Raw genomic sequence first — 24,364 nt, forward strand, 5'->3', positions numbered from 1 at the left:
AAAAAGTGTAAACAAAAAGCGCACATTCAGCGCGCCTTTTGCAATGCTTTTAAGAGTTATTTTACATAATGCTCTTGAACGATTGTTGCACAGTCTTTACACAAAGTTGGATGCTCTTTTACTTCTCCAACTGTCGGTGTAACAACCCAGCAACGTTCACATGTTTCACCTTCGGCAGGTTTTACGACAATAGACAATGTTTCAAATTTTTGTGCTTCATCTGGGGCATTTGTCTCATCGCCTGCGATTTCTAATTGAGAAACAATAAAGAGCTTGCTTAAACCGTCGATACTGTCCAAAAGTTCTTTATAATTGGCATTTGGATATAACGAAAGCTTAGCTGTTAATGATTTACCGATTACTTTTTCATTACGAGCGTTTTCCAATGCTTTTAAGACATCATCACGAACGTTCATAAATGTATCCCATTTTTCTTCAATGGCTTGGCCGTTTTCAATCTCGCTTGCTTCAGGCATATCGACAAGCTGAACGCTCTCTTCAGTGACCCCTGGAATATAGGCCCACACTTCTTCAGCCGTATGCGGCAGGATTGGTGTGATTAATTTTGTTAACGCAAGCAATACGTCATAAAGTACGGTTTGAATGGAACGACGGTTTTTGCTATCACGAGCCTCGATGTATAAAACATCCTTGGCAATATCCAAATAAAATGAGCTTAACTCAATTGTACAGAAATTATTAACAGCGTGATAAATGCCGGCAAAATCATAATTTTCATATGATGTAAGCACCTTATCAATAACCTTATTTAGCTTCACTAAAATATATTGATCAACCTCGCGAAGGTCACTTAATGAAACTTTATCAGTTGCAGGGTTGAAGTCACTTAAATTTCCAAGTAGGAATCTAAATGTATTTCTGATTTTACGATATACTTCAGCCACTTGCTTCAAGATGGCATCTGATACACGAACATCAGCTTGGTAATCAACAGACGCAACCCATAAGCGTAAAATATCTGCGCCTAATTGATCCATAACTTTGTTAGGAATAATCGTATTTCCTAAAGATTTACTCATCTTCCGTCCTTCACCATCTAATGCAAAGCCATGGCTTAAAATCCCTTTATATGGGGCTTTTCCGGTTACTGCTACGCCTGTTGATAAAGATGAATTAAACCAGCCACGATATTGATCAGATCCTTCTAAATAAAGATCAGCTGGACGCTGTAATTCTTCACGTTCAACTAAAACAGCCTGATGGGATGAGCCAGAATCAAACCATACATCCATAATATCTGTTTCTTTTGTGAACTTGCCATTTGGGCTATGTGGTGATGTAAAGCCCTCAGGTAATAGATCTTTCGCTTCTCTTTCAAACCATACATTTGATCCATGGTCTCTGAATAAATTAGAAACATGTTCGATTGTTTCATCGGTAATAATTGGTTCGCCGTCTTCTCCATAAAATACTGGAATCGGCACACCCCACGCACGTTGACGGGAAATACACCAGTCTTCACGGTCTTTAATCATATTAAATAATCTTGTTTCACCCCAGGCTGGCACCCATTTCACTTCTTTGATAGCTTGCAACAGCTCTTCACGGAAGTCTTTTATAGATGCGAACCATTGTGCAGTTGCTCGGAAAATAACTGGTTTTTTCGTCCTCCAGTCATGTGGGTAGGAGTGTGTAATAAAGGTAAGCTTTAATAATGCTCCGACTTCCTGCAGTTTTTCAGTAACAACTTTGTTTGCATCATCATAGAACAAGCCTTCAAAACCTGGTGCTTGGCTCGTAAAGTATCCTTTATCATCAACAGGATTAAGTACATCCAACCCATATTTTTTACCGACAAGGAAGTCATCTTCACCGTGTCCAGGAGCGGTATGAACGCAGCCAGTACCAGCGTCAGTTGTGACATGCTCGCCAAGCATAACTAGAGAATCACGATCATAGAACGGATGACGTGCAACAATATTCTCAAGTTCTGCACCTTTAATAGTTCTAACAACATTTACGTTTTCCCATTCCATCGTTTTGGCAACTGATTCAAGTAATGCTGAAGACATCACATATTTAGCACCATTTACTTCAACAACGCTATATTCTAACTCAGGGTGTACACAAATGCCGAGGTTTGCAGGAATTGTCCACGGTGTCGTTGTCCAGATTACAATTTTTTCATCACTGTTTAGAACGCCTTTGCCATCTTTAACTGCGAAGGCTACGTATATAGAGGCAGAGCGTTTATCTTGATATTCAATTTCTGCTTCCGCTAAAGCTGACTCAGAAGATGGGGACCAATAAACAGGCTTTAATCCTTTATAAATATAACCTTTTTTGGCCATTTCCCCGAACACTTTAATTTGCTGTGCTTCATAACCCTTTGTTAATGTAATATAAGGGTTTTCCCAGTCGCCGCGAACACCCAGTCTTTTAAATTGCTCGCGTTGGCGATTAACCTGCTCGTAAGCATACTCCTCACATAGCTTACGGAATTCAGCAACACTCATTTTTTTGCGGTCAACCTTATTATTTTTCGTTAATGCTGTTTCAATTGGTAAACCATGTGTATCCCAACCAGGTACATAGGGTGCTTGGTAGCCGCTCATTGATTTAAAGCGAACAATGATATCTTTAAGAATCTTATTTAGAGCATGGCCCATGTGAATATCGCCATTGGCATATGGAGGTCCATCATGAAGTACAAATAATGGACGGCCTTCCGTTCCTTTTTGGACCATCTTATAAATATTTTGCTCTTCCCATTTTGCTTGTATTTCTGGTTCACGCTTAGGCAAATTACCACGCATAGGAAAATCCGTTTTTGGCATTAATAGTGTATCTTTATATTCCATAATTTCATCCTCCTGCTAACTTTTCTTTTAAAAATTACAATTAGAAAAACACGACTTCCGCCAATAATAGCGGAGGTCGATGTCTTTTCTTATACTTTTCTTAAAGTATAAAAAAACCTTCTCCATCCCCAAAAGGGACGAGAAGGTATTCCCGCGGTACCACCCAAAATTAGCTTGAAAGCGAACTCCAGACCATTAAAGAGCCGGTCTTGGAAAATCCACTAGTATGTAAGCCCACTTTAACATTCGTAACGTGAATGAAACGCCGCAACCTACTTTCGCATGTGATTTCAGTCCAGGAACTCCAGGGTGATTTTTATCCTTGCTACTTCCACCGGGCTTCCACCATTCCCGGCTCGCTACTTGAAAGACCATGCAAAGATTACTGTCCCTATCATTGTTTACTAACCATATCAATGATAATTGATTGTTCAGAGCGTATATTATTCGAACAATCAATCATAAGCTTATGTTAAAAAATTATATGGAAACAAAACGCTTCCGTCAAGTGCAGGTTTACGCAAGACCTTAAGATTCTACTATTTCATTAGATTCATCTTCATTATACTGCATTAGATGCTCCCAATCATCGCTTTCGACCATTTCTAACTGTGCTTTTATTAACATCCTAAAACGATTGCGAAATACCTTTGATTGTTTTTTAAGCTCATCGATTTCAATCGCAATTTTGCGGGACTTCGTCAAAGCTTCATTAATAATTCGATCTGCGTTTTTCTCTGCTTCCTTGACAATCAATTTCGCTTCCGTTTGCGCATTTCGCCTTACTTCCTCAGCAGCTTCTTGCGCTACGATTATGGATTTATTCAAAGTTTCCTCAATATTAGAAAAATGGGTTAATCGTTCCGTTAGATCTTTTACTCTTTCTTCAAGGTCCTTTTTTTCACGAATGATTAGTTCATAATCTTTGATCACCTGGTCTAAAAATTCATTAACTTCATCCTCATCATATCCACGAAAGCCGCGGCCAAATTCTTTATTATGAATATCTAACGGTGTTAATGGCATTGGTGACACCTCCAACATTTTGTCTTAGTAATCGAGAGTATAATTATATATTTTTCGACAGATTTATTTTTATTTCCTGCCTGTTTTTAATTATTTTCTTTTTGCGACAACAATTCGCCATTTTTCTTTCTTCGTTTGTCCTTCAATCCTACTTATTTTACAACGTCCAAACCCGCGCATTGATAAAGTATCACCTTGATGACAAGTAAAGGAAGGATCATTGACTACCTTCCAATTTACTTTTACTAATTGATTATGAATATATGGCAACACCTTTTGTCTTGATAGCCTGAAAACCTCTGCCAAGATTACATCCATGCGCAGTGATGACACAGTTACTGTTTGTTCAAACCAATCATCATCGACAGATAGTATTTCGTTAAAAGGAATTTGCTCTAGGATAACATTCGTTTTTCCAATCTGATTTAAATGAAGTCTGACATATTCAGCCACATTACCGGCAACGATGATTTGTACTTTGCTTTCATTAATTAAAATATCACCAAATTTTGATCTCTTAAGCCCTAATCCCATTGTTGATCCAAGAATCTGAGGATGGTCAAGGGTGACAAATTTAGTAGGAAATTGGATTGAATACAATATAAGATCAAAATCCTCTTCCAAGACTTCATAGTATTCCGGATAAAGGATGCCTCGTTTTCGTTCTGCTTGTTCGTATCCGCCCCAAAAGGCGCATTTCACTTCATCCTTTGCCCCGATGATTGCTTGAACAATATTTGCCTCACGAGGGTCAAGAAAATCAAGAAGCTTGTATGTATATTCTGATTTTACTTGCTCTCTCCATTCTATGATTTGATCGATGAAAGCATGCTCTTCTTTCCGAAAGTGTTGATAGATTGACGACATTTTCATTCACCTTTACTCAGTTTTATCGAAAAAACAGGGGTCCTTATGACCCCTGTTTACTATTAATCATCCAATCATTAATAATAAAGATCTTGCTCCTGCTTCCGCAAATCTTAGTACTAAAAGAGCAACGATTGGCGAAATATCTATCATACCTAAAGGCGGGATAATCCGACGGAACGGTTCTAAGTACGGCTCTACAATTCTCCCCATAAACTGTCCGATTGATGAATCCCTTGCTCCCGGCAACCATGACATAAAAATATAGATTATAATGACCCAACTATAAATGCCAATCAGCTGCGAGATAATACTAGCGATAATAATTCCCACTTCTTCACCACCTATTCTCTCTTGACTCCATTTCCTTATGCATATCAGAAATAGAACCGGTTATATCAACGTTATCCGGCGTACATATAAATGTACTCGCACCTAATTTATTAATATCTCCACCTATAGCATAAACTGTTCCACTTAAAAAGTCGACAATTCGTACAGCTTGGTCACTATTAACCCTTTGCAAATTAATCACAACGGATTTACGATTTTTTAAATGATCTGCAATTTCTTGGACCTCATCATATATGCGCGGCTCAAATAATATGACCTTAGATTGCTGTTGAATACTTTGTAGGCTAACCACGTTTTGTTTTGCAGATTTTGTCACACGTTTTGGAACTTCAAACTCTTCTTCCTCAATCTCAGGCTCCTCGTAATATTCTTCCTCATCGTCCAAGGCAAAAAAGCTTCTAAACTTTGACTTAATGCTCAAAAGGTACACCCCCTAAAATTCTTTTCCGACTAAAGAGGTGCCAATTCTTATCATAGTAGCTCCTTCTTCAATCGCGATTTGGTAATCATTTGACATTCCCATCGATAGCTCCTTACAAGGTGCATATGGAAGCTGTAAAGCTTGTACATCTTTTTGCAAATCTTTAACCTTTCGGAACGTTGTACGTAAAACTTGTTCATCATCTGTAAAAGGAGCCATTGTCATTAGACCAACAACTTTAATGTTGGGATAGTTTTTTAGCTCGTTAATAAAGGGTAAAACGTCCTCGACAGATAAGCCTTGCTTGGTCTCCTCGTTTGCGGCATTAACTTGGACAAAACATGGAATAGTAGAACTCGCCCGTCTGTTTATTTCTTCAGCCAAGCTTAATCGATCCAAGGAGTGGATATAATCAACATGGTCAATAATGTTTTTAACTTTTCTGGATTGAAGCGTGCCGATAAAATGCCAAACGGCACGACTCCCGATGGCTTCCCGCTTTTCGAGAAGACCGCTGTCGCGATTTTCCCCAACATGCTTGATTCCAGCCTCAACTGCACTTTGTGCTGTCTCAATGGATACGTATTTTGTAACAGCGATAATCTTGATTTCATTTGGATCACGATTAGAACGACGACAAGCTTCTGCGATGTTGACTTCTATTTGCTTTAAGTTTTCTTTTACCGATACTGACAAAATCCTTTACCTCCATTTTCTTAAATCAAGCATCTTTCATCCCGATAAAACTTAACATTCTACCGGTTTTCCCTAGATCGTGCCGATGCGAATAAAAAAGATCAGAATTGCAGCTAGTACAATATTCAGAAATACTAATATGTTCCGGCAATACACCGGCATTTTTTAGTAATTCATAATTTACCTCTTTTAAATCAAGTTTATATTGACCAACAGATACTTTCTCATAAATTGTCTCTTTGATTTCACCATCTAAACAGCTACCAACTTGAGTAATTACATTATCATCGACGATGTAACAGCATTTACCGATTGACGGTCCGATACAGACATAAATATCTTCAATCATAACATTTTCTTCCTGTTTCCACCGTTGAATCATTTCCCCAGCAATATTACGAACAGTCCCTCGCCAGCCTGCATGTGCAATACCGATGATCATTTGCGACTTAGCAAAAAAATACAATGGAACACAATCTGCATAGGCAGCAAGTAAAAACGTGTTTTGCTCTTTTGTATATAAACCATCTACACCTTTAATAGCTGTATCAAGCGCGAACGCGCCTTTTCCATTGTCTTCTTTCGTTACTTTAGCAATACCCACTCCATGAATCTGTTCTCCCAAAACCCAAGACTCTAGAGGGGCACCAATCATCTCCGCAAGCTTTTCTCTGTTATTTATTACATCTTCATGATAATCATTGACATGTAAACCAAGATTCATGGAATAAAAAGGCTCTTTGCTTGTTCCGCCCTGCCGTGTTGAGATCCCTGCAACTACATTCTGATGTAAACTGTTCCAGGAGTCAATGAAGAGTACTGTATCTTTCAGCAAAAATGGTTCTTTTTTCATGTCAAGCCCCTTTCCCATAAGATGATTACATATTCACTCATATTTTACCATATGAATCCTAAAAGTAGAGTGAGAATATTGACAATAAAAAGGGATTTAGTACATTTGTAGGATACTAATTTTGATCATCGCTATATGAAGAGCCATAATGGCGAACAAGAATGACATCCGTTCCTATTTTAACAATATTGCTCCATGGAATCACGACCTCATCATTTCTTCCAAAAAGGCCCATTACCTTTGACCCTGTTTGAATGATAATTGCATCAATTTTACCAGTCATTAAATTTATATCTATATCAGTAATATTTCCTAGCCTTCTTCCATCTGCTACATTCACAACATCTTTTACTTGAAAATCAGTTATCGTAAGCATCGGTCTTCACCTCTTTCCCTACAACTATATGTTGTAAAAGGCTTGGACTATGATTAGTAGCATAACAAAAAAAAGACTTGCATCAAGGCAAGTCCGATTATTGTATGTTTTTATTCATTTGTTTGATTGCCGCTTTTTCTAATCGTGATACCTGTGCTTGGGAAATTCCGATTTCTTCGGCAACTTCCATTTGTGTTTTCCCTTGGAAAAACCTCTTTGTTAATATGAGCTTCTCTCGTTCGTTAAGACGTCTCATACCTTCTTTCAATGCAATTTCCTCGATCCACTGCAAGTCCTTACTTTTTTCATCGCTTAACTGATCCATTACATAAATTGGATCTCCCCCATCGTTATAGATAGGTTCGAATAGGGAAACTGGATCTTGAATAGCATCTAGGGCAAAGACAATTTCTTCATGGGGAACATCTAGTTCCTTGGCAATATCCTCAGCTGTCGGCTCTCTTGATGTTAGGCTCATTAATCTTTCTCGTACTTGCAACGCCTTATAGGCAATATCTCGCAAAGATCTTGAAACACGAATTGGATTATTATCACGCAAATAGCGGCGAATTTCTCCAATAATCATTGGTACAGCATATGTTGAAAATTTCACGTTTTGACTTAAATCAAAGTTATCAATTGATTTCATCAAGCCTATACAACCGACCTGGAACAGGTCATCTACATATTCCCCTCTGTTGTTGAAACGTTGAATTACACTGAGAACGAGACGTAAGTTGCCATTAACAAGTTCTTCTCTTGCACCCATGTTCCCACTTTGCATCTCACGGAACAATTTGCGCATTTCTTCATTTTTCAATACTGGAAGCTTTGATGTGTCTACACCACAAATTTCTACTTTGTTTCGTGTCAATTCTTTCCCTCCTAGCCCGAGAGGTTGCTGTACAAGTAAAGTATCTCCTCAGGAGGGAAATTTATGCACTAGGATTCATTTGAAATGTAGACAGAATCTTTAGACCATTTTATTAAATTCTTTGCGCAGGCGCTTAATAATTCGTTTTTCAAGTCTGGAGATATAAGACTGCGAAATACCAAGCATATCTGCTACATCTTTTTGTGTTTTTTCCTCGCCCCCTAAAAGCCCAAATCTTAATTCCATAATTTGCTTTTCACGTTCATTTAACTGCTCCAACGATTTTAATAATAGATTGCGATCGATACTTGCATCCAAATCCTTCGTGATGATGTCCTCTTCTGTACCTAATACATCAGATAACAATAACTCATTGCCATCCCAATCGATATTAAGCGGCTCGTCAAATGACACTTCTGAACGGATTTTATTATTTCTCCGCAAATACATGAGAATCTCATTTTCAATACATCTTGATGCATATGTAGCCAGTTTTATCTTTTTCTCTGGATTAAACGTATTGACCGCCTTTATAAGGCCAATCGTTCCAATGCTTATTAAATCTTCAATATTAATGCCGGTATTCTCAAACTTCCTGGCAATATAAACAACGAGCCTCAAGTTTCTTTCAATTAATATTGACTTGGCAGCTTTATCCCCTGATGGCAGCTTTTCTAAAAGATGCTCTTCCTCTTCTTTTGATAATGGAGGTGGTAGTGCTTCTTTCCCGCCTATATAGTAAATTTCATCTGCCTTTAATCCAAGCTTCATTAATAGTTTGTACCAAAGAAGTGTAAGTTTTAGTTTTATTTTTGCCAATTTCCTTCCCCCTACTATTCTTTTTTTGTCATCATTTTATGCCAATATATGATTTGTATTTGCAAGCATTCTCGGATGGAGAATGCAATCGTATTCCCCATTTGAGGACAAAACAGTTTGGCTTACCCCAATCAAAACTTTTTTAACAATCAATTCTTTTTCATTTGTATAGATCACGACCTGATCTGGTCGCACTGCTAATAATAATTGGTGGTCGGCACCGACGACGCGAAAAGGAATAACACGAATACGATGCCCCCAATCAACATCAAGCATGTCATAATTCAACATTTCTAAGTTTTGAGATTGTTTCATAATTGAATCTGGAAAAAAAATATCAGCCTTTTCTTTATCAAGTATCATAACAGGCGTTTGCGTCATCGGATCATATAGCTGATTACCACTATCTATAAGGCCTTTTACACGAAAGAGAGAATCGCCAATTTTAATTTCAACGTCAGCCAGCTGTTCAAAATTAATGTTGGTCATTTCGATTTCCTCAATATTGTGCTTTGAAAAATACCACACAAGCGGAAACCCTAAGAGTACTGTCAACCAGCTTACCGGGTCTCCAAAACCCGAAGATCTGGTTACAGCAACACCATTCATAAATGCTATATCAGTTTGGAAAAAATAATGTAAACCAAGCATACCTCCTCCAACCATAAAGGTAATGAAATAAAAAGTAACAAGATTTTTAATAAAATAACGAAATTTCCGGAATCCAAAAGCCGCATAAACAATAAATATAGAATAGAGAAGCTTCATAAGAGGATGTGCTGTTATTGTTTGATACGGCGTAAAATAAAAAAGAACAACGGTTGATCCTATAAATGCTCCTAAAAATAAACGCCACTTTGGTACCTTTCTTTTCAAAATAATTGAACTTAACAATAATAATAAGGCATCAAAGAAAAAGTTTAATAACCAAATAACATCCAGATAAATGGTCAAAAAGTTTCTCCTTTCTATTGTTTACATGAGAATTTCTATTAGTTATGAAACTAGTATATACACATTCTATTTTGAAGTCTGTCAGACCTTGACGCCTCCATAATAGAGTTTTTTGACATGTTTTTTCACAATTTGTCGACCGACTTATCGTAGGGAGGTGGGTGAAGTTTTCGAGCCGCTGGGCGCTGGAGCTGGTCTTCGAGGGCACAAAAAAAAGCATATACCATATTGGTACATGCTTTCGTAGAATTTCTTAATATTTATCTGTTTCTGTTTCGATTTCTTAAGAATGTTGGGATATCTAATGTATCCTCTACATTGAGTTGTGCATTGTTATTTACATGTGTTTCAACTTGCTGAACAGGCTCTTCTTTTCTGGCTAAACGATTTGGCACTACCCCAATCCGATTATTGCCAACAGCGTTTGGACGGATCGGTTGGCTCTGCTTATTCAACACTGTTTCTTTGAAACCTGTGGCAATGACGGTTACAACGATTTCGTCCTTCAAGTTTTCATTAATAACAGAACCGAATATCATATTAACCTCTTCATCTGATGCTGAAGCAACAATATCCGCTGCTTCCTGAACTTCATACAAGCTTAAGTTCATACCACCGGTAATATTCATAAGCACTCCTTGTGCACCATCAATCGATGTTTCAAGAAGCGGACTTGAAATTGCCTTTTTTGCAGCTTCAGCTGCTCTGTTTTCACCAGTTGCAATGCCAATTCCCATTAGTGCAGATCCTTTATCTGACATAATTGTTTTCACATCGGCAAAGTCAAGGTTGATAAGTCCTGGAACGGCAATTAAATCTGATATACCTTGTACCCCTTGACGAAGAACATTATCAGCTTCACGGAATGCCTCAAGCATTGGCGTGTTCTTGTCAACAATTTCTAATAATCTATCATTTGGGATTACAATTAGTGTGTCTACATTTTCCTTAAACGATGCAATACCGCTTGCTGCTTGGGTTGCCCTTTTCCGTCCTTCAAAGGTAAAAGGACGTGTTACAACACCAACTGTTAAAGCCCCTAATTCTTTTGAAATTTGTGCGATGACGGGAGCTGCGCCTGTTCCTGTACCGCCGCCCATTCCAGCAGTAACAAACACCATATCAGCACCTTTAAGCGCTTCTTCAATCTGCTCACGACTTTCTTCTGCCGCCTTTTTCCCTACCTCGGGATTAGCTCCAGCCCCAAGTCCCCTTGTAAGCTTTGTCCCAATTTGTAATTTTATTTCTGCTTTTGATAAGTTTAAAGCTTGGGCATCCGTATTAACAGCAATGAACTCCACACCTTGAACCCCATGCTCAATCATTCGATTTACAGCGTTGCTGCCGCCGCCGCCAACCCCAATTACTTTTATTGAGGCTAACTGATCCATATGTGTATCAAATTGCAACATCTAAAATCCTCCTATATATCCAAATTGCCATCCATCTTCCTTATTCAAAAAAGGATTTAAATAAATCTTTTGCTTTCTTGACCATGTCTCCATTGTTCTTTTTCGGCTTTTTAATAACATGTTGTGTTCTTTTTTGAGGCCGATCAGATTCTTGATTAGAAACTGCAGCGGCAACTTCAGCACCTTGAAGTTTTGCATTTTTATATGCGTATTGGATTAATCCAACACTTGTTGTATATATAGGATCCCGAACGCCAATGTAATCAGGCTTAGCAATTCGCAGATTATGTTGAAGCACTAGTTGCGCAAGCTCTAATAAACCTGGCAAATTTGCTACACCACCTGTAAAAACATAACCTCCCGGTAAGTCCCTATAGCCTAACTTTTTAATAGTTTCTTGTACAATAAGAAGGATTTCTTCTAATCTGGCTTCTATTATATCAGAAAGATCGAGCTGGCTGTATTGTTCCTGCTTATCACTTCCGATAACAGGCAAAGTAAATACCTCATCCTCTGAAGCATGGTCATAAAACGCATAGCCATGCTTTAGTTTTATTCTTTCAGCTTCTTCTGTGGAGGTACGAAGGCCAATCGAAATATCATTTGTCATATGGTCTCCGCCTACAGGGAGTACAGTTGTTACTTGAAGGTGACCATGTTCGTAAATGGAAACCGTCGTTTGTCCCCCGCCTATATCAACAAGAGCAACACCGATATTTTTTTCATCCTTCGATAGCGCAATTGCTCCTGTTGCCAAAGGCTGCAAACAAATATCAGTAATAGTGAGCCCTGCTCTTTCAACACATCTTAGTAAGTTATGTAAAATCGTTCTTGAACCGGTAACAATCGTCCCCTCTACTTCCAAGCGTACACCAATCATGCCGCGGGGATCGTTAATGCCATCTAACCCATCAACAATAAATTGATGTGGCACAACACCAATAATTTCCCTTTCAGGTGGGATCGACATTACTTGAGCAGCATCTATAACTCGGGAAATATCCTCATTGCCAATTTCTCTATTTTCACTTGAAACTGCAACTACGCCATGACATGGTATAAGCTGCACATGATTCCCGGCAACGCCTACCACAACATGTTTAATATCCATTCCTACCATTCTTTCAGCTTGGTCAACTGCTTTCCTAATGGATTGCACCGTTTCATCTATATCAACAATAGAACCTTTCTTAATGCCTTCAGATTTTACATTACCCACACCAATAATGTTTAGAGAATCATTTGAAACTTCAGCAATGATTACCTTAACATTGGATGTACCGATGTCCAGACTTACAATTAATTCACTGTTGTTCATACTTTGGCACCTCCTTTAAGTTACTCCTCTTCATCAAGTTTAATTTACTGTTATTATGATAAAAAATTATTCAACATTAAAATTATTCAACGTGAATACTTATTTCCCTTTAATTTACGGAGAACTTTTTCTATTTTTCTCGCGATGTTGCCCATTTTGACAAAAGTAATCTCCGAATGACCGCAATATTATTAAACAAACGCACTCCAAATGCAAACACTGCGGCTAAGTATAAGTCTACACCAAGTTGGACCCCTAGAAAAGATAAACTTGCGGCAAGTAAAATATTGGAGAAAAAACCTGTCACAAAAACTTTATCATCATATGTATTTTGTAGGTGTGCCCGGATTCCTCCAAATAAAGTGTCAAAAGCAGCTAATACCGCGATTGAAAGATAATTAGAATACTCATCTGGTATTCTAATATCCGTTAAAAATCCTAAGAAAATTCCAATTAATAAGCCTAAAACAGGTAACCACATTTAACTGTTCCCCTTTTCCGTATTAACAGGTTCAACAGGTTCCATATACTTATTTCTCAAAACCTCATCATAAGCTGGTAATGTAACCTCTTTTTGTAGTGTTGATGTTAATTCTAAATTCTCCAAAGTAAAAAATTCATCAACGATTTGAGAAACCTGCATTTGATTTTGCAGCTTTTCAGCATTTTCTGCAACTACCTTTATTTCTACCGGTAATGGACTAAGCGGCGTATTATTAATATACGTTTTTCCATTTACATCACGTATCGGAGTAGTGGCAATGATTCTTTCATTGCCAACTGCAACAGCTGTAGCCTTATAACGATATAACTCATTAATTAACCGGATTAGAAGATCAGGTGGAACAGTCTGATAAGGCTGTCCGACTATGGCTCCATTAAATGATGGCTTAATCTTTAAAATGATGCCAGGGCCTCTTAGCTCAGTTAGTCCAACTTTTTGCTTCAATTCCTCGAGTTGTTCCGTTATCCCTTCATATTTACTGTTATATGGAGCCTCTTCATATTTTCTTAACGTTTCTTCCTTCGTTCCGATTTCTTTGTATAGGTCTGTAATCGTCTGTTGTTCATGTTCTATGTCCTCACGTATTTCCCAAATATCCCTTGTATCACGCACAACAGGTTCTTTAATAGTCTGAAATTGAATCGCCATCATAAAACCTAAAATGACAGTTATTAACGCTAACGTTACTTTACTTTTGCTCCTCATCCAATCACCCTTCGTAAGTCAAGCAACATCTTATTTTTCGGTTAATCCAAAGTATGGATCAAAGATAAGTTCATCTTTCTTTTCAATTTTCACCTCTATGTTATCCATGACAAGTTGATCTCTAACACCGTCCAAAATCACCAATGAACTATATAAAACCTCCGGATCACCGATGGCAGAAATAACGAAAGGGGCACTATATTCATTTCCATCAACACTTATTACTGGTCCAATACAGGCAATGTAGCTATTTTGGACAAGTCTTTGACCATTAATAGCAATTGCTTTCGCACCTGCTGTTAGAAGTTCATTAATCACCTTATGAACATGACCCTCATGAACAATATAGTTATTAGCGTTATCCTCTAATTTCACATAGGACGCATCCTTTAAAGTTATCTCTACACCAGGACCCTTTACTTGAACTTCACCAGCAAACATCCGAAGTTTTTCTACATCCTCGAGTAAAGATTTAAATGACTTTTCTTGTTGTGCTAAATTCACTTCGACTTCCCGAACACTTTGTTGTTTTTGATTTAATTCTTGCTGTAGTCTTCTTGTCGTTTCCTCTAATCGGATTAGTTTTTCACGATATTCAAATTCTCTCTGCCATTGCTTTCCTTCCGCAATAGTCCCTGTTCGACTATTCGTAAATTGATAGGAGAATGACAGTAAAAATCCCAAAACAATGGTTACGAAAGAAAGAATGACATGTTTACCGTTTACTCTCAATTTCTTCTTCCCCCGTCTTTTTATATGCCCTAAAATAAGTACCGACTTCCAGATGGATAACTCCTTGATTTTCTTTTCCCAACTGTTCGATGATCATCGGATAATTTTTAATCTTTTCTGAGAAACCTCTGATTGTTGCACTTACCTCATGTCCGTCATTCATAAATATTGTAATGTGAAGCGGATCAGAATCTTCTGGGGTAAGATGGATCTCGGAAATTCGATTTAAAATACTGGTTGGTACGAGACGGAGCTCAGCTGCCAATTCCTGTAGTTCCTCACTTTGAGTCCAATTAAACAATATAGGAGCATCGGCAGGAATATTTTCCAGCTTGTCCTTTTCAAGAATTTCCCCCGTTTCTAGGATAGGGTAAAAAGAGTTCCCTTCTACTAAATAGGCCACCCTCGTAAATTCCCTTACATGGATTGTAACCTCATTTGGAAATTGCCGAACCACCTTTACATTAGAAACTTCATTATGCTCCTTGATTTTCTTGGCAACTTCTTCAGGATTAATCTTCCAAAAGCTTGTCCCTTTCTTTAAATCACTCTCTTTAATAATTGTATCGCGTGTTACGTGAACATTACCTGAAACAGTGATAATCTGGAGTTTACTTAACGGGGATTGAAAATAAAGGATAAATACAACCAGAACAAAGAATAAAGAAATATAAAAAACAAATCTTCTGTTCGCTTTTTGTTTTCGCTGTTGTTTTAATTTTGGTATGCGATCCTCAATTCCGATAACTTTACTATTACTATTTTTCATCAATATCCCCCACCGGTGAGCTTTTGGCTAGCACCACTTACATGAAATAAACAAGATAAACGGCACATGAAATATGCCGTTTATGCGTTAATATTATAATAGTACCATTATAACAAAGTTTATGTTTTTTTGTTATCCTTTCTCTTCAGTTTTTGCCAATAATTTCAACTTCTGTTTCCATTTTTACACCATAGTTTTCCAGGATAACATTTTGGATATATCGGATTAAATGTAAGACATCCTCTGCGGTTGCTGTTCCAGTATTCACGATAAAGTTTCCATGCATTTCCGATATTTTCGCACCCCCAATATTGTATCCTTTTAATCCAGCTTTCTCGATTAGTTGACCGGCATAATTTGGCAATGGGTTGCGAAAGATGCTTCCGGCACATGGGTAATTCCACGGCTGTGTTTCCCTGCGGTAATCCTTATATTTTTGCATTTCTTTCACGATTGTATCGCGATCCCCTTCTTTAAGCTGAAAAACGGCTTCAACGACGATGCCCGGTTTTTCCTTTTGCAATACAGATGTGCGGTAGGAGTACTTCATCTCCTCATTAGACAACCATTCATAGCTCCCATCCGTGAAGACTACCAACGCCTCTTCGAGAATCTTCGAGATATCCGAACCATGTGCCCCCGCATTCATGTAGACAGCTCCACCGACAGAGCCGGGGATGCCTCCTGCAAATTCAAAACCGGATAAGCCCTTCTTGCTGATGGTTGCGGCCAGCGACACTAGTGAATAACCGCCACCAACACGAACTTTATTCCCTTCAATTTCTAAGTGATTCAAGCCATCACCTAGTTTTACTACAACGCCGCGTATCCCGCCGTCAAGAACTAATAAATTAGAACCGCGTCCAATTGGTGTTATGGATACTCCTTCTTCATGAATCAGCTTTATCGCTGTTATAACCCCCTCAACACTGTCAGGTTCAACAAAGAGATCTGCAGGTCCACCTATCTTCATTGTCGTGTGATTTTTCAGCGGCTCATTCAATAAAACCTTCCCAATATTTGCTTCTTGAAGCTTCCTAAACAGCTTCTCCATGATGCCCCTCCTAATGATTCTTTTATCCGTTTCGTATATACGCTGCCTAGTTCGGACGTGTACACCTTAACTTTATTCAAAATTTCTTATTAGCATAGAATATGCAGATTAGGCTCGTCACGTACGATTCGTGATCAGTTGCTTCATTAAATCAAATAAATTTTTTGCTGCATTTGGCATCCCCAATTTTGTTGAGGCCTCTTTCATCCGCTTCAGTGTTTCCTCATCTAAAAGGATTTTATCAATATCGTTTAAAAGTACCGTTCCATTCATTTCTTTTTCTAAACGAACGATGGCAGCTCCATTGTCGCCTAATGCCCTTGCATTTTTTTCTTGATGATTATTTGTAACATATGGGCTTGGTATTAAAATGCTTGGAATTCCAAGTGCAGTTATTTCTGCTAAAGTCGTCGCTCCTGCCCGTGCAACAATGACATCAACACCGGCTAATACTTCAGGCATATTATGAATAAATGGTTTAATGATGACATTTTCCGGACTGTCCACTTTTTTCACTTCGCGTAGAACATTTTCATAATGGACTTCACCTGTCACATAAAGAACCTGATAATCCTTTTTGCCGACAAGTGGTAATACTTCTAAAAAAGCGTCGTTAATAGGCTTTGCACCTCTTGATCCACCAACAATTAACACGACTTTCTTCCCAGCTTTAAGACCAACGGACTCTTTCCCGCGATTGCCATCAATACCGACAACCTCTGAGGCCCTCGGATTCCCGGTTACTACTTGTTTTTCCTTTGGAAAATACGGTCCTGCTTCTTGAAAACAAAGAGCAACCTTATCAACATATTTGCTCAAAAACTTATTTGTTAAACCTGGAACACTATTTTGTTCATGTATAATCGTTGGGACTTTCAGTTTTGCCGCGGCATATACAACCGGTCCGCAAACATAACCACCTGTACCTAAAACAACATCAGGCTTAAATTCTTTAATGTATTTTTTGCTTAAGCGTGTTCCTTTTATAAAGCGCAGAATGGTTTTGATGTTTTCAAATGATAGCTTCCTTTTAAAGCCCGTAATCTCTATTGATTTAAACGGAATATTTTCTCTTTCTACAATAGATTTTTCAAGTCCTTTTTCAGTTCCAATATATAACACTTTCGCATTTGGGTCTTGTTTTCTTACTTCTTTGATCAAAGCTATCGCTGGATAAATATGACCACCTGTACCTCCACCACTTACTACTATTCTCATGGTCATCCCCCTAAGATAAAAAAAAGATAACCCTGTTTTCACAGGGTTTTAGCTTCTTTTATTACAACTAAAAATGAAGTAATTGTCAATTAGAACTTCTAATTGTTCGTTAAATTTATTAATACCTGGCATACCGACTTATATTTAAAAGTACACCCACCGCCATCAACATTAATGTCAAGGATGATCCCCCATAGCTCAAAAACGGGAGTGTAATACCAGTAACGGGCATCAGTCCCGTAACAACGCCTATATTAATGATAACTTGGATCGCAATCATCGCGATAATACCGATTCCGAGAAGGCTGCCAAATAAATCAGGGGCCCCAAGGGCAATCCTTACGCCGCGCCATAAAAGTAAGCTAAATAATAAAATGACAAGCGTACCACCGATAAAACCAAGTTCCTCCGATAATATTGAGAAAATAAAATCAGTTTGCGGCTCTGGTAAATAGTAATGCTTTTGTCTGCTCTGACCTAAACCAATGCCAAGCAATCCACCTGGGCCAATGGCATATAAAGATTGAATAATTTGAAAGCCGCTTCCCAAAGGATCCTGCCAAGGGTCAAGGAAAGCTGTAATCCGTTTAATCCGATACGGCGCTGAAGCAATCAAGGCAACGAATCCACCTACACCGAGTAAGCCAAGGCCAATAAAATGGCTGATTTTTGCTCCTGCTACAAATATCATCACGACACATGTCCCGACCATGACAACGCCGGTTCCCAAATCAGGCTGCAGCATAATTAAACCAAATGCTAGGAAGACTAATAATAAAGAAGGAACTAAGCCTTTTCGAAACGATGTAACTAGTTTTTGATTTTCCGATAAAAATTTTGCCAAAAAGGCAATCATCGCCATTTTCATAAACTCAGACGGCTGAATCGAAAAGGCTCCGATACCAAGCCAGCTTCGCGCACCACCACGGACAAGACCAACGCCGGGAATTAAGACTGCAATTAACAATACAAAACAAATGAGTAAGATTACTTTTGACCACGTGCGCCATGTCCAGTAATCGACATTCATAATCATGAACATCGCAAGAACCCCCACTCCTGCAAACAACAATTGTCGCTTAGCAAAAAAGAAGGAATCATCAAATTTAAAATTGGCCCACACCGCACTGGCACTATAAACCATAATCATCCCTATCGCGAGTAAGGCCATCGTCGCAAGAATTAAAATAAAATCGGGCGTAGATTTATTTGTCTGCAACTTAAGTCACACCTCTAATCTTGTTCTATGCAGCTTGTTCTACGTTGGACTAGTCTACTTTAAGTTTATGCACAGAATTTACAAACATGTCTCCTCGTTCTTCAAATGTTTTGAATTGATCCCAGCTAGCACAAGCAGGAGATAATAGGATGACATCGCCTTCATGTGACATGGCATAAGCCTCTTGTACAGCCTTTTCCACATTATCGACACGTTTCGTCTGATTAATTCCTGCCACCCGTGCTGCATCCAAAATTTTCTCCGCGGTTTGTCCAAAAGTGATTACGCCCTTCACTCTTTTCAAACTTGGAATAAGATCGTCAAAGCTATTTCCACGGTCGAGTCCACCCGCTAAGAGAATGGTCGGTTCGGTAAAAGCTGAAATTGCTTTTTGTGTAGCTAATATATTAGTGGCTTTTGAATCATTATAAAATTTACGTCCATTAATCGTTTCCACATACTGCAAGCGGTGCTCTACGCCAGTAAAAGTTTCCAGCACCTGTTTAATTGCCGTATTGGAAGCCCCATACAGTTTCACGGCTGCAATAGTTGCTAAAATATTTTCTAAATTATGCTGTCCTGGAAGTACGATATCACGAACATCAATGATACGCTCACCCATAAAAAAGATTTGCTCTTCTTTAATATAAGCACCATTTTCTACTACTTTCGATACCGAAAAAGGGACCACTTTAGCCTTTGTATTCTTAACAAGTCCCATTACCTCAGAATCATCTGCATTAACAACGGCAAAGTCATTAGTACTTTGATTTTTAAATATATTGGCTTTCGCTTTTCCGTATTCAGCTTTCGTGCCATGATAATCTAAGTGGGCATTAAATAAGTTCAATAAAACTGAAATTTTTGGTGTAAATTTCTCTGTCCCCATCAACTGGAAAGAAGAAAGCTCCATCACAATTACGTTTTCCTCTGTTGCTTTAGCAGCAACTTCACATGCAACCGTACCAATATTCCCTGAAATTAACGGATTTTTGTGATCTTCTTTTAAAATTTCATGGATCAAGGTCGTTGTTGTTGTCTTTCCATTTGACCCTGTAATACCTATGATTTCTGCATCAGAAATATTGTAAGCAATCTCCACTTCTGTAATGATTGGAACGTTCTTTTCCATAGCCCTTTGTAGGACTGAATTCGTATACGGGATTCCTGGATTTTTCACGATTAAGTCAAACTCACGATCCATTAAATCAGACGGGTGTCCGCCGCCGATTACCTCAATTCCTAAATCCCGAAGTTCTTTCACTTCAGGATTGTCATCAATAGATTTTTGATCATTTAGGGTTATCCCTGCCCCAAATGTCTTGAGCAGTTTTGCAGCAGCAAAACCGCTTTTTGCTAAGCCTAATACTAATATTTTTTTATCTTTATACTCTGTTGTCTTTTTCAATTAGATCCACACCTCTAAATAAATTCCGATACTTGCAAACAAAAGCCCAATCAACCAAAAGGTTGTAACAACACGCCATTCTGACCAGCCTACCAGTTCATAATGATGATGCAAAGGGCTCATTTTAAAGACTCGTTTTCCTGTTGTTTTAAAAGATATAACTTGTATGATAACAGACAAGGTTTCGATAACAAATACACCGCCAATAATGACAAGCAATACTTCTAACTTTAAAAGAATAGCTACAGCAGCAATGGCCCCGCCTAACGCTAAAGACCCAGTATCTCCCATAAACACTTTTGCCGGATGGGCATTAAATACTAAGAATCCGAGCACCGCTCCGACAACAGAAACTGAAAAGAGGGCCACCTCATATTGGGAGTTATGCCAAGCTAAAATGGCAAATGCCCCAAAAGCAATCGCTGCTGTTCCTGCTAATAAACCGTCCAATCCATCTGTTAAATTGACGGCGTTTGAAGCGCCGACAAGCATAAAGATTAATAACAGAATATATGTCCAACCGATATCAATCGAGAAATCGGTACCAGGAATCATAATATGAGTAGAAAACCCCATTTTTTTTAAAAAGAAAAAGAAAATAATGGCAACGATAAGCTGTCCTAATAACTTCTGCTTGGAGGTTAACCCAAGATTTCTTTTCATGACAACTTTAATAAAATCATCAAGAAAGCCAATAATTCCATAACCAATTGTGACGAACAAGAGCAGGTAGGTTTCCATCGTCGGCGCTGAAAACTTATTGGTCATTACCAATGTTGTCACAATAATTGAAAGTAAAATCATCACCCCACCCATTGTTGGTGTTCCAGACTTTTTCTGATGTGATTTTGGCCCTTCCTCTCTAATACTTTGCCCAAATTTCAGGCGGCGTAATAATGGGATCATGATGGGTGAAAGTAAAACTGCAATAAGAAAAGCCATGACAATTGTCATTAACATGCTGCGTTCAAGCATTTTAATCCCCCTTTCTATTCTTTATTTATTGGTGTCAACATCCAAGACTCAACTCATGGACCAATGACTCTAATTTAGCACCGCGAGAAGCTTTAAAAAGAATAACCGTGTCTTTTGATAGCAATTCCAAAATAAAAGGCAGTGCTTCTTCTTTTCTTAGGAAACTATATACATGAATAGGAGTTCCACGCTCCCTTAGCTCATCGGAGATCCATTTCCCCTTATCACCAATAGTAATCAGGTCAGTTATCGGTTCTGAAATAACTTCTGCCACACTTCGGTGTAGTGCTTCTTCGTCAGGACCTAATTCGTACATATCCCCCAATACTAGAATCTTTTTATCATATTGGCGATACTCCTTCATTGTTTCAATCGCCGCTTTCATGGACGTTGGACTGGAGTTATAGGCATCATTAATAATGAGCGCATCATTTTTTCCTTTGCTGCGCTCAAGCCGCATTCCCGTAATCTTAATCTCAGAGAGTGCTTCTTTTATAAGGTTAACAGGTACCCCTAATTCCATGCCAATTGCAATAGCATAGGTGGCATTTTTGACATTGTGCCGGCCCAAAAGCGAAAGCTCAAACTCATGATTCAGCACAGTGAAATAGTGGCGTTCATTAAGAAATATTACCTTGCTAATCACCAAATCATTATCGGCTTCAAATCCACTTTTAATAACGGAAATATTGGGATTCGTATTTTTAAGTAAAGGCTCATCACCATCAACAATCAACTTGCTGCCGGTACGGAATCCATCGATAATCTCAAGCTTTGCTTTGGCAATCCCTTCGCGGCTCCCTAAAAATTCAATATGCGATTCCCCAATATTTGTAATAATCCCATAGTGTGGCTCAGCTATATGACTTAAAAGAGAAATCTCGCCGAAATTACTCATCCCCATCTCCAATATAAGGACATCAGTATCTTCCGGCATAGATAGGACCGTCAACGGCAAGCCAATGTGATTATTAAAATTTCCCTGGGTTTTGTGCGTTTTATATTTCTTTTGTAATACGGCAAACGTTAAATCCTTTGTCGTCGTTTTCCCATTGGATCCGGTGATTCCAATCACAACCGGCTTCACTTCTTGTAAATAATATTTCGCCAACGTTTGCAGCGCCTCAGTTGTATCCTTCACAAAAAACAACGGAAAATTATTAGGTACAAAATCCGGTTTTTCTTTATCTTCCTGCCAAAGAGCGGCAATCGCCCCATTATAAATGGCATCCTTTAAAAAATCATGTCCATCAAATTTGTCTCCAACAATCGGAATAAATAAACTTTTATCTGCTTTTAACCGACTATCAATCACGACTTGTTCTACATAAATGGCCATTGAAGTCGTTCCTCTGTTTAAAGGGAACATGATACCAAGTTCTGCTAATGAGAGTTTCATTGTCCTCTCTCCTTTATCGCATCTCGGGCAACCTTTCGATCATCAAAATCATGAACCTCTTTGCCAATGATCTGGTAGGTTTCGTGTCCTTTTCCAGCGATTAAAATAATATCATCTTTTTTAGCTTGACCTATGCAATAGTAAATCGCTTCTTTTCGATCAACAAAAACTTTGTATCTCTCACCTTGAACGCCTGCTTCCATATCCTTTAGGATTTGAACAGGATCTTCTGTCCGTGGGTTATCAGACGTAAAGATCGCTTCATCACTTAATTTAACTGCAATACTAGCCATGATCGGTCGTTTTGTTTTATCACGATCCCCACCGCAGCCAACAATGACAAATACTTTTTCTTTCGCAAACTGCTTCACTGTTGTTAAGGCATTTTCCAAACTATCCGGTGTATGAGAGTAATCAACAATAACTGTAAAATCCTGACCCTCGCTTACGACTTCAAATCGACCTGCAACACCTTCTATTTTCTCAATCGTTTTAACGATCAATGAAAGTGGGATATTAGCTGCAAGTGCTGTGCTGATAGCCGCAAGAACATTGTAAACACTGAACTTGCCAACAAGCTTCATCGCTATGGAAGCTTCTCCTGTTGGTGTCGTTAATGAAAACGTCGTACCTTGTGCCGTCATTTCGATATTTGTTGCCCTAACATCACTTTCTGTATCAATTCCATAAGTTAAAATATGGGCACCTGCAGTTAGTTTTTTATACATTTCAGATACAGGGTCATCATTATTTAAAATCGCAAATTTAGGTTTTTCATAATCAATTGCGCTACCTAACTGGGCAAACAAAATACCTTTCGCCCGGGCATACTCTTCCATTGTTTTATGGTAATCTAAATGGTCCTGCGTCAAATTTGTAAAAACGGCAATATCATAGTCACAACCACGGACACGCCCCATATCAAGTGCATGGGAAGAAACCTCCATAACTGCAGTAGAGACATTCTGGGCAACCATATCAGCGAACGTCTTCTGTAAAACCAAAGACTCCGGGGTTGTATTTTTGACATCAATTATTTGGCTGCCAATCTTTATATACATTGTTCCTATGAGACCCGTTTGTTCACCATTCGCCTTAAAAAGTTCATCAATAATATGTGTTGTCGTTGTTTTCCCATTAGTTCCAGTGACACCAATCAATCTAAGTTTTCTTGTAGGCTGGTGATAAAAGTAATCGGCCAATTGTGCCAAGGCCCTTTTCGTATCACTTACGATAAAAAAGGGGATGGACGGATCAACATTCGGCAATTCACGCTCCGCTAATATTGCGCTTGCCCCATTTTTAATCGCCTGCTGTACGAAATCATGACCATCAACCGTATAACCGGAAATACAGACAAATAAACTGCCGCTCTGAACCTGCCTTGAGTCCATTTCTATCGATGAAATAGGCGGATTTCCATTATGTACTGGCTTGTAGTGTGATAAACATGTGAGTAAAGTTTTTAGGTCCATTTTGGATTTCCTTTCTATAACAAAATCTTTTAAAGTAAAAAATTACTTTACCCATTATATCAAAACACAGGTTGTCTTTTAAACGTTTTTAGAAAAATTGAAGCGCCTAGCTT

Annotated in this window: 24 protein-coding genes and 1 other annotated feature; all 24 genes read right to left on the minus strand. The window is 38.5% G+C overall.

Translation table 11 applies throughout. The features are described 5' to 3' along the window. Positions 1-56: 56 nt before the first annotated feature. Positions 57-2,822: an isoleucine--tRNA ligase gene (gene ileS, locus ACNQFZ_RS03490; protein WP_458413966.1), complete on the minus strand. Its 2,766-nt coding sequence runs from the start codon at positions 2,820-2,822 to the stop codon at positions 57-59. A gap of 130 nt (positions 2,823-2,952) precedes the next feature. After that, positions 2,953-3,229: a binding site (T-box leader), on the minus strand. A gap of 121 nt (positions 3,230-3,350) precedes the next feature. Beyond that, the gene (locus tag ACNQFZ_RS03495; protein ID WP_458413967.1) at positions 3,351-3,848 is read right to left on the minus strand and encodes a DivIVA domain-containing protein; all 498 of its coding nucleotides are present in this window, start codon (positions 3,846-3,848) and stop codon (positions 3,351-3,353) included. Between the two features lie 90 nt (positions 3,849-3,938). After that, positions 3,939-4,715 carry a YlmH family RNA-binding protein gene (locus ACNQFZ_RS03500; protein WP_458413968.1) on the minus strand — a complete coding sequence of 259 codons (777 nt, stop codon included), beginning with the start codon at positions 4,713-4,715 and terminating at the stop codon, positions 3,939-3,941. A 66-nt stretch (positions 4,716-4,781) separates the two neighbouring features. Continuing rightward, the gene (locus ACNQFZ_RS03505) at positions 4,782-5,048 is read right to left on the minus strand and encodes a YggT family protein (protein ID WP_458413969.1); all 267 of its coding nucleotides are present in this window, start codon (positions 5,046-5,048) and stop codon (positions 4,782-4,784) included. A 4-nt stretch (positions 5,049-5,052) separates the two neighbouring features. After that, entirely contained in the window at positions 5,053-5,490 is a 438-nt protein-coding gene (locus ACNQFZ_RS03510) for a cell division protein SepF (protein ID WP_458413970.1), read from the minus strand. Between the two features lie 12 nt (positions 5,491-5,502). Next, positions 5,503-6,186 carry a YggS family pyridoxal phosphate-dependent enzyme gene (locus ACNQFZ_RS03515; RefSeq protein WP_458413971.1) on the minus strand — a complete coding sequence of 228 codons (684 nt, stop codon included), beginning with the start codon at positions 6,184-6,186 and terminating at the stop codon, positions 5,503-5,505. 25 nt (positions 6,187-6,211) lie between these two features. Next, on the minus strand, positions 6,212-7,039 hold the full coding sequence (gene pgeF, locus ACNQFZ_RS03520; protein WP_458413972.1) for a peptidoglycan editing factor PgeF: 828 nt from the start codon (positions 7,037-7,039) through the stop codon (positions 6,212-6,214). Between the two features lie 115 nt (positions 7,040-7,154). Beyond that, on the minus strand, positions 7,155-7,415 hold the full coding sequence (locus tag ACNQFZ_RS03525) for a YlmC/YmxH family sporulation protein (protein ID WP_458413973.1): 261 nt from the start codon (positions 7,413-7,415) through the stop codon (positions 7,155-7,157). Positions 7,416-7,512: 97 nt separating this feature from the next. Next, on the minus strand, positions 7,513-8,289 hold the full coding sequence (gene sigG, locus ACNQFZ_RS03530) for an RNA polymerase sporulation sigma factor SigG (RefSeq protein WP_458413974.1): 777 nt from the start codon (positions 8,287-8,289) through the stop codon (positions 7,513-7,515). 99 nt (positions 8,290-8,388) lie between these two features. After that, positions 8,389-9,108 carry an RNA polymerase sporulation sigma factor SigE gene (gene sigE, locus ACNQFZ_RS03535; protein ID WP_458413975.1) on the minus strand — a complete coding sequence of 240 codons (720 nt, stop codon included), beginning with the start codon at positions 9,106-9,108 and terminating at the stop codon, positions 8,389-8,391. A gap of 36 nt (positions 9,109-9,144) precedes the next feature. Further along, positions 9,145-10,062: a sigma-E processing peptidase SpoIIGA gene (spoIIGA, locus tag ACNQFZ_RS03540; protein ID WP_458413976.1), complete on the minus strand. Its 918-nt coding sequence runs from the start codon at positions 10,060-10,062 to the stop codon at positions 9,145-9,147. Between the two features lie 260 nt (positions 10,063-10,322). Continuing rightward, a complete protein-coding gene (gene ftsZ / locus ACNQFZ_RS03545; protein WP_458413977.1) occupies positions 10,323-11,474 on the minus strand; it encodes a cell division protein FtsZ in 1,152 nt (383 codons plus the stop codon). A gap of 40 nt (positions 11,475-11,514) precedes the next feature. After that, on the minus strand, positions 11,515-12,792 hold the full coding sequence (gene ftsA, locus ACNQFZ_RS03550; RefSeq protein WP_458413978.1) for a cell division protein FtsA: 1,278 nt from the start codon (positions 12,790-12,792) through the stop codon (positions 11,515-11,517). A 130-nt stretch (positions 12,793-12,922) separates the two neighbouring features. Then, positions 12,923-13,273 carry a small basic family protein gene (locus ACNQFZ_RS03555; RefSeq protein WP_458413979.1) on the minus strand — a complete coding sequence of 117 codons (351 nt, stop codon included), beginning with the start codon at positions 13,271-13,273 and terminating at the stop codon, positions 12,923-12,925. Next, positions 13,274-14,002, minus strand: coding sequence for a DUF881 domain-containing protein (locus ACNQFZ_RS03560; protein WP_458413980.1), 729 nt, complete (start codon positions 14,000-14,002; stop codon positions 13,274-13,276). A 30-nt stretch (positions 14,003-14,032) separates the two neighbouring features. After that, entirely contained in the window at positions 14,033-14,734 is a 702-nt protein-coding gene (locus ACNQFZ_RS03565) for a DUF881 domain-containing protein (RefSeq protein WP_458413981.1), read from the minus strand. After that, positions 14,718-15,503, minus strand: coding sequence for a cell division protein FtsQ/DivIB (locus ACNQFZ_RS03570; protein WP_458413982.1), 786 nt, complete (start codon positions 15,501-15,503; stop codon positions 14,718-14,720). The genes ACNQFZ_RS03565 and ACNQFZ_RS03570 overlap by 17 nt, the downstream gene beginning before the upstream one ends. A gap of 145 nt (positions 15,504-15,648) precedes the next feature. After that, positions 15,649-16,557: a UDP-N-acetylmuramate dehydrogenase gene (gene murB / locus ACNQFZ_RS03575; protein ID WP_458413983.1), complete on the minus strand. Its 909-nt coding sequence runs from the start codon at positions 16,555-16,557 to the stop codon at positions 15,649-15,651. A 117-nt stretch (positions 16,558-16,674) separates the two neighbouring features. Next, positions 16,675-17,775, minus strand: coding sequence for an undecaprenyldiphospho-muramoylpentapeptide beta-N-acetylglucosaminyltransferase (gene murG / locus ACNQFZ_RS03580; RefSeq protein ID WP_458413984.1), 1,101 nt, complete (start codon positions 17,773-17,775; stop codon positions 16,675-16,677). A 118-nt stretch (positions 17,776-17,893) separates the two neighbouring features. Beyond that, a complete protein-coding gene (spoVE, locus tag ACNQFZ_RS03585; RefSeq protein ID WP_458413985.1) occupies positions 17,894-18,994 on the minus strand; it encodes a stage V sporulation protein E in 1,101 nt (366 codons plus the stop codon). Positions 18,995-19,043: 49 nt separating this feature from the next. Continuing rightward, positions 19,044-20,402: a UDP-N-acetylmuramoyl-L-alanine--D-glutamate ligase gene (gene murD, locus ACNQFZ_RS03590; protein ID WP_458413986.1), complete on the minus strand. Its 1,359-nt coding sequence runs from the start codon at positions 20,400-20,402 to the stop codon at positions 19,044-19,046. Next, entirely contained in the window at positions 20,403-21,377 is a 975-nt protein-coding gene (mraY, locus tag ACNQFZ_RS03595; protein ID WP_458413987.1) for a phospho-N-acetylmuramoyl-pentapeptide-transferase, read from the minus strand. A gap of 34 nt (positions 21,378-21,411) precedes the next feature. After that, positions 21,412-22,776, minus strand: a complete 1,365-nt coding sequence (locus tag ACNQFZ_RS03600) for a UDP-N-acetylmuramoyl-tripeptide--D-alanyl-D-alanine ligase (RefSeq protein WP_458413988.1) — start codon at positions 22,774-22,776, stop codon at positions 21,412-21,414. Further along, positions 22,773-24,251: a UDP-N-acetylmuramoyl-L-alanyl-D-glutamate--2,6-diaminopimelate ligase gene (locus ACNQFZ_RS03605; protein ID WP_458413989.1), complete on the minus strand. Its 1,479-nt coding sequence runs from the start codon at positions 24,249-24,251 to the stop codon at positions 22,773-22,775. Before ACNQFZ_RS03605 ends, ACNQFZ_RS03600 begins: the two co-directional genes overlap by 4 nt. Positions 24,252-24,364 lie beyond the last annotated feature (113 nt).

The organism is Schinkia acidoalkalinis (assembly GCF_054301215.1).

Coding starts and splice junctions, on each gene's coding strand:
- ileS (WP_458413966.1), bottom strand. CDS start 2,822: ATGGAATATAAAGATACACTATTAATGCCAAAAACGGATTTTCCTATG.
- ACNQFZ_RS03495 (WP_458413967.1), bottom strand. CDS start 3,848: ATGCCATTAACACCGTTAGATATTCATAATAAAGAATTTGGCCGCGGC.
- ACNQFZ_RS03500 (WP_458413968.1), bottom strand. CDS start 4,715: ATGTCGTCAATCTATCAACACTTTCGGAAAGAAGAGCATGCTTTCATC.
- pgeF (WP_458413972.1), bottom strand. CDS start 7,039: ATGAAAAAAGAACCATTTTTGCTGAAAGATACAGTACTCTTCATTGAC.
- ACNQFZ_RS03525 (WP_458413973.1), bottom strand. CDS start 7,415: ATGCTTACGATAACTGATTTTCAAGTAAAAGATGTTGTGAATGTAGCA.
- ftsZ (WP_458413977.1), bottom strand. CDS start 11,474: ATGTTGCAATTTGATACACATATGGATCAGTTAGCCTCAATAAAAGTA.
- ftsA (WP_458413978.1), bottom strand. CDS start 12,792: ATGAACAACAGTGAATTAATTGTAAGTCTGGACATCGGTACATCCAAT.
- ACNQFZ_RS03555 (WP_458413979.1), bottom strand. CDS start 13,273: ATGTGGTTACCTGTTTTAGGCTTATTAATTGGAATTTTCTTAGGATTT.
- ACNQFZ_RS03560 (WP_458413980.1), bottom strand. CDS start 14,002: ATGAGGAGCAAAAGTAAAGTAACGTTAGCGTTAATAACTGTCATTTTA.
- ACNQFZ_RS03570 (WP_458413982.1), bottom strand. CDS start 15,503: ATGAAAAATAGTAATAGTAAAGTTATCGGAATTGAGGATCGCATACCA.
- murB (WP_458413983.1), bottom strand. CDS start 16,557: ATGGAGAAGCTGTTTAGGAAGCTTCAAGAAGCAAATATTGGGAAGGTT.
- murG (WP_458413984.1), bottom strand. CDS start 17,775: ATGAGAATAGTAGTAAGTGGTGGAGGTACAGGTGGTCATATTTATCCA.
- mraY (WP_458413987.1), bottom strand. CDS start 21,377: ATGCTTGAACGCAGCATGTTAATGACAATTGTCATGGCTTTTCTTATT.
- ACNQFZ_RS03600 (WP_458413988.1), bottom strand. CDS start 22,776: ATGAAACTCTCATTAGCAGAACTTGGTATCATGTTCCCTTTAAACAGA.
- ACNQFZ_RS03605 (WP_458413989.1), bottom strand. CDS start 24,251: ATGGACCTAAAAACTTTACTCACATGTTTATCACACTACAAGCCAGTA.